Annotated in this window: 10 protein-coding genes; 4 read left to right on the top strand and 6 right to left on the bottom strand. The window is 70.3% G+C overall.

Annotation, left to right across the window (positions count from 1 at the left end; translation table 11 throughout):
* The 6 genes from VFR64_00290 to VFR64_00265 all read right to left on the bottom strand — a co-directional run.
* A partial coding sequence (locus VFR64_00290; GenBank protein HET9488179.1) for a glucosidase occupies nucleotides 1-502 on the bottom strand: 502 nt, incomplete at its 3' end.
* A 265-nt stretch (nucleotides 503-767) separates the two neighbouring features.
* Entirely contained in the window at nucleotides 768-1,808 is a 1,041-nt protein-coding gene (locus tag VFR64_00285) for an SMP-30/gluconolactonase/LRE family protein (protein ID HET9488178.1), read from the bottom strand.
* Between the two features lie 3 nt (nucleotides 1,809-1,811).
* Entirely contained in the window at nucleotides 1,812-2,939 is a 1,128-nt protein-coding gene (locus VFR64_00280) for a glucose 1-dehydrogenase (protein HET9488177.1), read from the bottom strand.
* Between the two features lie 193 nt (nucleotides 2,940-3,132).
* Nucleotides 3,133-4,758, bottom strand: coding sequence for an SMP-30/gluconolactonase/LRE family protein (locus VFR64_00275; GenBank protein HET9488176.1), 1,626 nt, complete (start codon nucleotides 4,756-4,758; stop codon nucleotides 3,133-3,135).
* Entirely contained in the window at nucleotides 4,755-5,627 is an 873-nt protein-coding gene (locus VFR64_00270; GenBank protein HET9488175.1) for a heme-binding protein, read from the bottom strand. The genes VFR64_00275 and VFR64_00270 overlap by 4 nt, the downstream gene beginning before the upstream one ends.
* A 110-nt stretch (nucleotides 5,628-5,737) precedes the next feature.
* Nucleotides 5,738-6,145, bottom strand: coding sequence for a hypothetical protein (locus tag VFR64_00265; GenBank protein ID HET9488174.1), 408 nt, complete (start codon nucleotides 6,143-6,145; stop codon nucleotides 5,738-5,740).
* Nucleotides 6,146-6,400: 255 nt separating this feature from the next.
* Here VFR64_00265 and VFR64_00260 point away from each other — a divergent pair, with 255 nt between their 5' ends.
* From VFR64_00260 to VFR64_00245, 4 genes are all read left to right on the top strand, one after another.
* On the top strand, nucleotides 6,401-7,096 hold the full coding sequence (locus VFR64_00260) for a methyltransferase domain-containing protein (protein ID HET9488173.1): 696 nt from the start codon (nucleotides 6,401-6,403) through the stop codon (nucleotides 7,094-7,096).
* 220 nt (nucleotides 7,097-7,316) lie between these two features.
* A complete protein-coding gene (locus tag VFR64_00255) occupies nucleotides 7,317-8,024 on the top strand; it encodes a glycosyltransferase family 2 protein (protein HET9488172.1) in 708 nt (235 codons plus the stop codon).
* A complete protein-coding gene (locus tag VFR64_00250; GenBank protein HET9488171.1) occupies nucleotides 8,024-9,016 on the top strand; it encodes a radical SAM protein in 993 nt (330 codons plus the stop codon). The genes VFR64_00255 and VFR64_00250 overlap by 1 nt, the downstream gene beginning before the upstream one ends.
* Nucleotides 9,010-10,035, top strand: a complete 1,026-nt coding sequence (locus VFR64_00245) for a radical SAM protein (GenBank protein HET9488170.1) — start codon at nucleotides 9,010-9,012, stop codon at nucleotides 10,033-10,035. Before VFR64_00250 ends, VFR64_00245 begins: the two co-directional genes overlap by 7 nt.
* The last annotated feature ends 10 nt before the right edge of the window (nucleotides 10,036-10,045 follow it).

Raw genomic sequence — 10,045 nt, 5'->3', positions numbered from 1 at the left:
CGTCGAAGTAACGGTCCTCGTCGAAGACGCCGCAGTCGATCAGCTCGAACTCGGGCGCCCGGCGGTCGCGCAGGCGGTTCTCCTCCACCAGGCGGCCGTAAGGGAAGGCCGCCTGGGGGTACTTGTAGAGTCCCCGCATGTAGGAGTGGGTGGGCGTCGAGTCGAGATAGAAGTAGTACTCCTTGACGTCCTCGCCGTGGTTCCCCTCGTTACCGGTGAGGCCGAACAAACGTTCCTTGAGCATCGGGTCGCGGCCGTTCCACAGGGCCAGCGCGAAGCAGAGCCGCTGATGGTTGTCCGAGATGCCGAGCAGCCCGTCCTCCCCCCACCGGTAGGCGCGGGATCGGGCGTGATCGTGGGGCAGCGACTCCCAGGCGGTGCCCCACGCGCTGTAGTCTTCACGGACCGTGCCCCATTGCCGCTCCGAGAGGTACGGACCCCACCGCTTCCAGTGAGCCGTGCGCTCGCGGGCTTCTAGCAGGCGTTGCGCCTCGCCGGTCATCACTACTTCCCCACCCCCTCGTTGTTGGACACGGGAACCCGGGCCCGGGGTTCGCCAGGGCGTGCCGGTGTCCCGGCCGGGCCTGGAGCGGCCGCCCCCGGGCTGGGCCCGGCGCGTCACCGGCCGCACCTGCGACAGAGACGGAGGCGAGATCGCCGCTGACCCGACCGATGCAGTCCCATGTATTCCATGAACGCGTCCCGCTCGTGAGACACGCCGGCCTGGAACGGCGGTGCGCATCCCAGGCTCCAAGCCCCAGCCCCCGTCAGAATCCCAGCCCTCGCGTGGTCAGCCGCACCCGGTACACCACCGGCCCGGCCGTGATGAAGAGCGCGTGGCCATCCTCTCCCCAGGCCACGTTGCCGGTGGCCGAGCCGATCTCGATGCTGCCCAGGTGAGCGCCGTCGGGCCCGAGCACGTAGACGCCGCCCGGGCCGGCGGCAAACAGGTTGCCCTCCCCGTCCACCTTCATCCCGTCGGGGGCCCCAGGCCTGGTCGCGGCGAGGGCCGTGGCATCGAAGAGGACGGCTCCGGGGCCGAGCGTGCCGTCGTCCCGCAGGGAGTAGGCCATCCAGACAGCCCGGGTCCGCTCGGCATTGCTCACGTAGAGCGTCGACCCGGAGGGGGACAGGGCGATGCCGTTGGGAGCCAGGAGCTCGCGGGCGAGGAGCGTCAGCTCGCCGGCCGTCGACAGGCGGAACACGCCGCTGAACGGCAGCTCCCTGGCAGGATCGTCGAACGTCTCGGGCAGCCCGAAGGGCGGATCGGTGAAGAAGAGATCGCCGTTCGCGCGGAACACCAGGTCGTTGGGGCTGTTGAGCCGGCGGCCCTGGTAGCGGTCGGCGAGCGTGGTCTTGCGCCCGTCGGGCTCCAGGCGGGCGATGCGGCGGTCGCCATGCTCGCAGAGCACCAGGCGGCCGGCGGCGTCGAAGGCGAGGCCGTTGGAGCCCGGCTCCTTCCCGGGGAAGGGGGCCGAGCCCGTGTAGCCGCTCGGCGTGAGCAGGAGGCTCACGCCCTCACCCGCGCGCCAGCGGTGGACCGCGTTGCCGGGCACGTCGGAGAACAACAGCTCCCCGCGCCGGCGGTCCCACACCGGGCCCTCCGTCCAGCGCAGCCCCTCGACGATGCGCTCCAGCGTCGCGCCCGGCGGCACCAGCCGGTCCAGGCGCGGATCGAGGCGCACGATGCGGGGCGCCGACGGTGACGTGATCATCTGTGCGACCCCGAGCCCCCCGGCGTCGCCGAGCGCGGCAGCCAGGCCGAGGAGCAGCCAGGCCAGGAGCGCGATGGCATGCCGCTTCATCATTGCTTACAGGCCCTCTCCTCCGTCCTGCGGGATCGCGGCGACCTCGCAAAAGACCTTGATCGCCCCTTTCGCCGTGGTGAGGGTGTCCAGGAGCTGGCGGTAATTCTGGAGCCCCTTGACCGGGTGGGTGAGCAGCCGTCCGAGCCAGCCCGCGTACTCGGCCTCGGCCTGGGCCAGGTCGCGCACGCCCAGCTCGAAGTATTCGCGGTTCGCGTTCACCGTGCCGACCATCACCTTGTTGCCGAGGACGAACTCGAGGTTGATCTTGTCGGCGGGCACCTCCACCTTGCGGTCGCCTCCGGTGACGCTGGAGAGCACGAGGACCCCGTTCTTGCCGAGGGCCTGCATGCTGTCGAATACGATGGGCGAGTAGCCGGTCGCCTCGAAGATCAGATCGAAGGGCCCGAACTTCTCGGCGCCGGCCAGGATCGGCAGGTCCCCCGTGGATTCGTAGCGTGCCCCGACGGCCTCGATGAGGTCCGAGTTGAGGTAGGGCCTTCGGGTCAACCCGAAGGTGGTCACCTGCAGGCCGCGCAGGCGGAGAACGAGCGTGGCCAGGAGACCGACGGTCCCGGCGCCCATGACCGCCGCCCGCCGGGGACGCCACACGCGCAGGCGCCGCTGGATCTCGTAGGCCTGGGCGATCCCTTTCTCCACGACCGTCAGAGGCTCCAGCAACACCCCCACCTCCCGCAGCCCGCGCGGGACCTTGACGATGAACTCCGCGTCGTCCACGTAGTACTCGGTGAGGAACCCGTGCCGCAGGTTGATCCCGCGCTCGAAGTACGTGTCGTCGGTGGTCATGTCGCTGGTGCCGATCAGGTCGTAGAGGCTCCCGCCCGGGCGGCGGACCGTGGCCACGACGTAGTCTCCCCGCTGCACCTCCGTCACGTCCGCCCCCACGGCCTCGACCCGGCCGAAGCCCTCGTGGCCGATGACCAGCAAGTCGTACCCGGGCGGCGGGGCGCCATACGCGGCGGCGTTGATCTCCTTGTCCGTCCCGTCGACACCGACGCGCAAGACCTTGACCAGGACGCCCCGCCCCCCGGGGATCTCGTCCAGCGAGGGCTTGGGCAGATCGGCCAGATGCACGCTGTCAGGCTTGCCGGGAATCACGGCGATGGCCTTCATGGGGATCCTCCCGCATCGATATCGTTCTCCGGTCCCCTTCCGCACCGACCGCACCATCTGCGGCTTGCGCGGGAGGCTTCGCCGGCCGACCAGACGGCGGCGGCCAGGCTGCCCCGCGCCGCCACCAGGGCGGCGACGATCAGCTCGCTACAGCCGATCAGGGTCTGGTTTCGGCTCGGCATATCGCCTCCGCTCAGCGCCGGGCGCCGGACACGCCCAGCCGGACCCGATAGAGGCCCGTCTGCGCGGTCAGGTAGAGCGTGCGCGCGTCGTCGTCACCCCACGCCATGTTGTGCGGATGCTCGGGACCCTTGAGCGTGCCCAGATGCGTGCCGTCCGGAGAGAGGATCCAGAGCCCGCCCGGCCCCGAGACGTAGACGTTGCCGCGCTGGTCGACCTTGACCCCATCGAGGGCGTCGTCCCCGGGGGCGCCGGTCATGTCGAAGAAGACGCGACCGCCGGCCAGGGACCCGTCGGGCCGGACCTCGTACCGCATCACGACCTTGCGCCGGGGGTCCCAGTTGCCGACGTAAAGGTAGCGCTCGTCGGGCGAGAGGGCCAGGCCGTTGGGGCCGGCCAGCTCGCTGGCGATGAGCTTCAGCTCGCCGTCGATCAGGCAGAAGACTCCGCTGAACGGCAGCTCCCTGGCCGGATCGTCGAAGAACTTCGGCAGCCCGAACGGGGGATCGGTGAAGAACAGGGCGCCATCGGATCGGTAGACCAGGTCGTTCGGGCTGTTGAGCCGCTTGCCCTGGTAGCGGTCGGCCAGGACGGTCAGCGCCCCGGTTCGCTCGAGGCGTACGACGCGGCGATTGCCGTGCTCGTTGATCGTGAGCCGACCCTCGCGGTCGAGGGCGAGGCCGTTCGACCCGGGCTGCCCGTACCGGCCCACGTCGATCCCGGCGTAGCCGCTCTTGGTCCGGAACACCGACACCTGCCCGTCGGGCGACCACCGGTAGATCGTGTTGGCGTTGGGATCGCTGAAGAGAAGATAGCCCTCGGTGCTGGCCGTTCGCGGCACCCAGACCGGCCCCTCGGTGAAGAGGAACCCGTCGGCCAGCTTCTCGATGCGGGCCCCGGCGGGAATGATGTCGTCCAGTCCGGGATCCCCGCGGACGATCTCCGTGGGGACCGCGAGCACTCGACTCGCGTCCCCGGGCGTGTAGAAGTCGAGCGTGGCCGAGCGCACCCAGATGAAGTTTCCCGGCGGGCTGGACACGGGGCCGTTCATGCCGAACACCGCGAGCTGGAACTGCTGGCCCGGGCGGACGTCACGACCGAGCACCACCCGGTTGGGAGCGTTGAAGCCCTTGACCAGGGAACCTCCTGTCTGGCCCAGGACGATCGGCAGCCGGCCGTTGACCCACACTTCCGCGTAGTCGTCGACGACGATCTCGAAGACGGCCGTCGCGCCGGTGGGATCGAACGATCCGATCCGGTCGGGGATGCTGACGTTGATGCGATACCAGGCGAAGCTCAGGCGGCCGTTCCCCTTGCGGGCCTGGAGCTCGGAGGCGGGCAGCACCACCCACGCCGAGTCGTCGAAGTCGGCGGCGCCGGCGTGGGGGGTGATGTCCCGGGTCCGGTTGGGCGGGCCGGACGGCCGCAGGTCGGGACCGGGGGCCCGGTGCTCAACGTCCACGATCCTGACGTCGCTGTACCGCCACTGCCCCTTGACCAGGCTCAGGCCCGCGTCCGTCGCCAGGTCGATGATCGCGGTGGGCCGGCCCCCGGGCGCATCCGCGGTGATCTGGCCCGCCGCCCCCGACGGGCCTCCCACCAGGACGAGGACCGCGATGGCTCCGCACAGGGCCCTCATCGGACCTTCACCACGTAATAGTTCAGTGGCCCCTGCACCTCGGTGAACATGTGGGGGACGCCGGCCGGCACCACGATGACGTCGCCCTTCACCACCCGACGGCTCTCCCCGCCGACGATGGCGGACCCGCGCAGCTCGCTGGGCTCGGTCACCTTCGCGTCGGGGACGCTGCCGCCGGTCACGAAGGTGGCGGCGCCTTCCAGGACGTAGATGAGGTCGGTGTCCAGCCTGTGGATCTCGGCGACGCCATCCATCTCGCGGTGGCTGGCGTGGACCATGTAGCTGCCCGTGTTCACCAGCACCGCGCCCTTCTCGAAGCCGGCTGCTACGGTCCGGGCATCGATGAAGGTAGCCTTCGGCGGCGCCGCCGCATCCGCCATCGCCGTCTTCAGCGTCCTGGCGGCGGCGGCCCCGGCCAGCGCGATCTCCTCGTCCTGCTGGGCGCTGGCCGCTCCGCTCACCCCGATCCCCCCGACGACCTGCTCCCCCACCACGAGGGGCAGGCCGCCCTGCAGCGGGGTGAAGTCGGCCAGGGCCACCATGGCCGTCCGGCCGTTCTTGATGATGTCCTCGAAGGCCCGGGTCGGACGCTTGAAGATCGCCGCCGTGCGGGCCTTGCCGATCGAGATGTTCGCCCCGGCGGCGAACGTCCCGTCCAGCCGTTCCAGCGCCATAAGGTTGCCACCGTCGTCGACGACGGCGATGACCCCGCCGGGCGCGTTGAGACGCCGGGCCTCGCCGATTGCCGTGGCGATGATCTGCCGCGCGCCCTCCAGCGTCAGGCCCTTCTTGTCGACGACCTGGGCCTCTGCCGTCGCCACCACCGCCATCGCCATCGCTGCTGCCGCCACGCTCGTGAGCCACTTCATGGTCATCGTCCTCCTCGGGTCAGTGGGTGGGTCCGCGGGTCCGCCGACCGGCCGCGCCCCGAGCGAGAAACCCGCGGGGGCGGCGGGCCGGCAGCCCGGCCATGTGCGCGCTACTTCATCGCCACCGGCTTGGCGAACGACGCCTCGCCGAGCACGACCTCGGCCCAGGCGCACCACATCTGGACCTTCGCGATGTCGCGGACGTAGGTCGGCAACGTGATCGAGCGGTTGACCTTGTCGTCCTTCAGGGTGAGCCGGTTGAGCAGGTACGTGTTGCCCTGGCTGTCGATGACCTGCCAGTGCGGATCGGGCGAGCCGGGAACCTTGAAGTCACTGGACACCGTGAGGACGTGCTTTCCCCGCTGGTGTTCATGGGTGACCGTCCCGCCGTTGACGGCCTTGCCGGCGAACGGCGTGGTGACGTCGGCCGCGAAGCCGGTGCTGGCCCCCAGCCCCACGACGACGAACGCGGAGAGGACCACGACACGGAGCAGACGAGCTTGCCGAGACCGAATCATGCGGCATCCTCCTTGTGCGGGGGTTCCAGTCCGTTCCCCGGTGGCCTTCCCGGCCGTCGCTCCACGCATCGCGGGGACGACTGTCAGCCGGTTAGACACCGCGGTCCCGGCTCCGGTTCGAGCCGATCCCTTCCCGCGTCGGCGGTGCACCGCGGACGTTCGAGTTCACGCTGGCCGAAGCGCTGTTTTCGAGGCTGTAGCGATCGGTCGACACCGGGGGCCGGCACCCGCGGTTCGCGGCGCTATTGTGGAGGCATGGTCCTCGCGCTGCTCCTTGCTCTGGCCCTGGCCTCGGCCTGCCAGCGGACCGGCTCGGGAACCCAGGACGGCCCGCACTTCCCCGTTCCCGACCGGCCGGTCGCCAGCATCATCTCGGCTGCGTACTCCGACGAGGCCACCCGCGACGCCCATGGCGAAGCCGAGCGGGTCATGGACCGGTTGGGCATCGCTCCCGGCGCGCGGGTGGCCGACATCGGCGCCGGCGACGGCTACTACACGATCCGGCTCGCTCGGCGCCTGGGCTCCTCGGGGCGAATCTATGCCACCGACGTCGAGGCCGACCATTTGAAGCGGCTCGAGGAGCGGCTGGAGCGGGAGGCGATCCGCGAGGTTACGGTGATCCTCGGTGGAGCCGGAGACCCGAACCTGCCCCCCGGCTCCATCGACGTGGCCCTCCTCGCGCACGTGTACCACGAGATCGTGCGCCCGTACGAGTTCATGTACCGCCTGCACGCGGCACTGGCCCCGCACGCACGGGTCGGGATCGTCGAGGTGGACAGGCCGACGCAGGATCACGGAACGCCGGCGGCGCTCCTCCGGTGTGAGCTCGGTGCCGTCGGATATCGTCTGTCGGCGCTCACCTCGCTCGCGCCGGCGGACGGGTACCTCGCGATCTTCGTCCCCCCGCACGTCCTCCCCCGGCCCGACGCGATTCGACCCTGTCGGCAGTGAGCGAGGCCATGGCCCTGCCGCCGCACCGTTCCTGACGATCCGGTGTCTAACCGGGGGGGGGAATCCGCGTGGTCTCTGGTCTATTGACGCCCGCGGCAATCGAGCATATCTCTGGAGCCCGGTCGCCGGCATCGGCAGGCCGCGCGGAATTCACACGGTTGTGACAATTGCGCGCCGGACAGCAGGGCAGGATCACGTCGCCGCGGGGGATGACACCGATATGGGGGACAGTGTGCGGCGAGCCGGCGGCCCGCGGGTCAGCGTCGTCATCCCCGCCCTGAACGAGGAGGCGGCCATCGGTTCCGTGGTCGACGAAGTGCCCCGCCGCTGGGCGGGCGAGATCATCGTCGTGGACAACGCAAGCACGGATCGCACGGCAGAGATCGCCGCCGCCGCTGGTGCCCGCGTGGTGCGCGAGGCCCGGCGCGGCTACGGGTCGGCCTGTCTGGCCGGGGCGCGAGCGGCCATCGACGCCGACATCCTCGTGTTTCTGGACGGCGATCGCAACGAGGACCCTCGCGAAATGGACCGCGTGCTCGCTCCGATCTTGGCCGGCGAGGCGCACCTCGTGATCGGCTCGCGGGTGCGGAGCGGGGCCCCCGCCGCCCTCACGCTCCAGCAGCGGGTGGGCAACCGCGTGGTCACGACATTGCTGCGCGTGCTCTACGGTCTGCGGCTCACCGACATCGGCCCCTTCCGCGCGATCTCGGCACGCGTGCTCCACGACCTCGGCATGGAGCACCCGACCTACGGCTGGCCCGTCGAGATGATCGTCAAAGCGGCGCGGCGCGGCTATCGCATCGTCGAGGTCCCGGTGAGCTGTCGGCCCCGGGTCGGCCGTTCCAAGGTCGCCGGCACCCTGCGGGGGAGTGTTCTGGCCGGCTACCACCTGCTCGTCACCACCGTGCGCTACGCCTGGAGGCGTTGATGGCCTTTTCGGTCGGCATCGGGCTCACCAACGATTGCAACCTCAAGTGCCCGCACTGCTACCGGCCGGACCGGGCGGTCGAGCAGCTGACCCTTCACGACGTGCAGCGCGTCTGCCAGGCGATCTCGGTCCGTTCGATGAACCTCGGCGTCGGGGAGAACGGGCTGCACGCCGAGTACCAGGCGATCCTGGACCACCTGTGGAGGGGAGCCATCAAGACGAGCATCACCTCCAACGGCCTCAGCATCCAGGCCTTGGGGGATGCCGCGGTCAAGCGCTTCCACAGTGTCGAGTTTTCCCTCGACTTCCCCACCGAGCGCGAGCACGACGGCTTTCGCGGGGCCGGCAACTGGCGCACGGTGCTGGGCGGCCTCGAGCGCTGCGTCGATCTGGGGGTCCCGGTGACCGTGACCGCCGTGATGATGAGCATCAACTACGATGGACTGCCGGCCCTGGCTCGCCTCGCCGGGCAGTTCGGGGCGAATCTGCGCGTCAACATCTACCAACCCTCGAAGACCGACCGGTTCACGCTGAGCTACGCCCAGTTCTGGACGGCGTTCCGCCGGCTGGCCGACACGACCCGGCTGGTGGCGACCACCGAACCGGTGCTGGCCGGCGTCCTCGGCCTCGAGGACTTCAGCGGGTCGGGCTGTGGGCGCTCGACGGTGCGGGTGGCTCCCGACGGGCGGGTGTTGCCGTGCACCTACTGGCCGTCGAGCCGGATCCGCATCGCCGATCTCGTCCGCCTGGGCGAGGCCATCGTGGACGCCCCGGAGTTCGCCGACGCGCGGCGCCGGCCCCCGGCCTGCGAAGGCTGTCCCTGCCGCGGCGGCTGCGCCGCGCGCCGCGCGCTGAGCGGGCGGCTGGACGAGCCCGATCCCTACTGCCCGTTCGTGCAGGGGGAACAGATCCAGCTCCACTGGGAGCGAGCGGTCAGCCAGGATCTGCCGAAGCTGGGCAGCGCCTGCACGACCGTCGTTTCCGCGTGCTGACGGAGCCAGCTCTGGGCATCGCGCTCCGTGCCGCCGTGGTCCCCGACCTGCCTCGCTCGCTCTATCTGGAGACCACCAACCGCTGCGACTCGGAGTGTCAGACGTGCATCCGCACGTTCGCCAGCCTCGAACCTCCCGCCGATCTGACGTTGGCCCAGGTCCAGGCGATCGTGGAGCAGTTCCCCGTGCTCGACCGGGTGGTCCTGCACGGCATCGGCGAACCCCTGCTCAACCGCGAGATCTTCGACATCGTCCACTGGCTCAAGCCCCGCGTGGCGACGGTGCTCTTCAACTCCGATGCGATCAGCCTCACGGCTCCGCGCGCCCGGCGCCTGATCGAATCGGGTCTCGACGAATACCGCGTGTCCATGGACGCGGCGACCGCCGCGACCTACCGAAGGCTCCGGGGCGTCGACCAGTTCGACCGCGTCGTCGGCAACGTGCGCCGCCTCGTGGAGCTCGAACACGACCTCGGTCGGCCGACCCCGAAGGTGTCGCTGTGGTTCACAGCCACTCGGACGAACCTGGCCGAGCTGCCGGCCTTCGTGAGTCTGGCCGCCGGCGCGGGCATCGGCGAAGTCTACGTGCAGCGGCTGGTGTTCAACGGCCTCGGACTGGCCGCCGAAGAGAACGCGCTGCACGGCCGCCTGCTGGCGCGGGAGCAGGCCCTGCTCAGCGAGGCTACCCGGATGGCCGAGGACCTGGGCGTCGCGCTCCGCGCATCCGGCCTCACCACGCCGCTGGACAGTCTCAAGGGCGGAGTGGAGCGCCCGCGGCATTGGGCCGGCTGCCAGCGACCGTGGACGCTCGCCTATGTGACCGCCAACGGCAATGTCCTTCCCTGCTGCATTTCCCCCTGGGTGGCCCGTGACTATCGGGGGCTCGTGCTCGGCAACGCCTTCAGCGAGCGCTTCGCCGAGATCTGGAACGGCGAGCGCTACCGGAGGTTCCGTACCGACTTCGAGAGCGACGCCCCTCCCGACCCCTGCCGCGGGTGCGGCCTGCTCTGGAGCATTTGAGGGCCTGGCG

The organism is Candidatus Methylomirabilota bacterium (assembly GCA_035709005.1).
In the GTDB taxonomy this organism is placed as follows: Bacteria; Methylomirabilota; Methylomirabilia; order Rokubacteriales; family CSP1-6; genus 40CM-4-69-5.
This window is presented reverse-complemented; position numbering and strand designations above follow the sequence as displayed.